At 68.6% G+C, this 1,057-nt stretch carries 1 pseudogene; it reads right to left on the reverse strand.

Going from position 1 to position 1,057, the window contains the following annotated elements:
* Positions 1-89 precede the first annotated feature (89 nt).
* Positions 90-1,057 (reverse strand): annotated as a pseudogene (locus FV234_RS25830) (type II secretion system protein GspD); the annotation flags it as partial.

A 1,057-nucleotide genomic window follows, 5' to 3' on the forward strand; every position in this document is an offset into this window, starting at 1 on the left:
CCTGCACCGGAGGTCGTCATCTGGCCAACGGAACCGAGCAGATCAGCGCCGCTCGCTCACCCCGCCATCGTCACACGGCCGACGATGCACTAACTTCGAACCTGGGCCACCGAATGGGGGCAGGCCACCGGCACGCTCTCGTTGGTGATCTGCGCCTTTTCCTGGACGAGACCGCCGATGGCGAGGCTGTGGCCGTCGTTCACCGCCACGCTCGTCGCCACCTTGCGCTGGCGGATGGTCGGCGAGTTGATCGACGAGGTCGTCGTCGGCACCACGTCGCTGACCTCCTGGTTGATGTCGAGCACCACGAGGCCGTTCTTGTTCACTCGCGGCGTGACCGAGAGGATCACGCCGGTATCCTTCATCTCGATCTCGTTGAGGATCGGGGCGTTGGTGGAGAGCGCGCTCTGGCCGCTCTGCTTGACGATCGGCACCTGGTCGCCGACCTGAAGCTTTGCGGTGCGGTTGTCGAGCACGGTGATGTTGGGCGACGAGATCACGTTGACCCGCGTCACGCCTTCGAGCGCGTTCAGCACGACGTTGAAGTCGCTGGCGTTCAAGAGGTAGTTGAAGCCCGTCACCCCGCGGGTCGCCGCACCGAGCAGGGCCGCGGTGCCGCCGGTGGCGGCGGCCGCCCCCACGGTCGCGGCCTGGGCGAGGTTGAACTGCGCGCCCCGGTTCTTGAGGAACCACTGCACGCCGAACCGCAGCTCGTCGTTCAGGGTCACCTCGGCGATCACCGTCTCCAAGAGCACCTGGGTCGGCATCGCATCGAGGCGGCCGAGAATCCTGAGGATCTTGTCGTACTGGTTGCGCGTCGCCGAGATCACGAGGCTGTTGTTCGCCTCGTCGGCGACGATGCCGACGACGTCGCGCCGCCCGTTGCGGCCCATCCCCATGTCGGCCCCGTAGCCGCCACCGTAGGCGGACGCTCCGGCTCCGTAACCCGCGCCCGCCCCGTAACCCGCGCCAGCGCCGCCCGCGATAGCCGGCGCACCGCCGAAGCCGGCGCCCGGCTCCGTCGCCGCGGCAGCGAGGCTCCCTCCGGGCCCATACC

The sequence above is a fragment of the Methylobacterium sp. WL8 genome, assembly GCF_008040045.1.
Taxonomy (GTDB): Bacteria; Pseudomonadota; Alphaproteobacteria; order Rhizobiales; family Beijerinckiaceae; genus Methylobacterium; species Methylobacterium cerastii.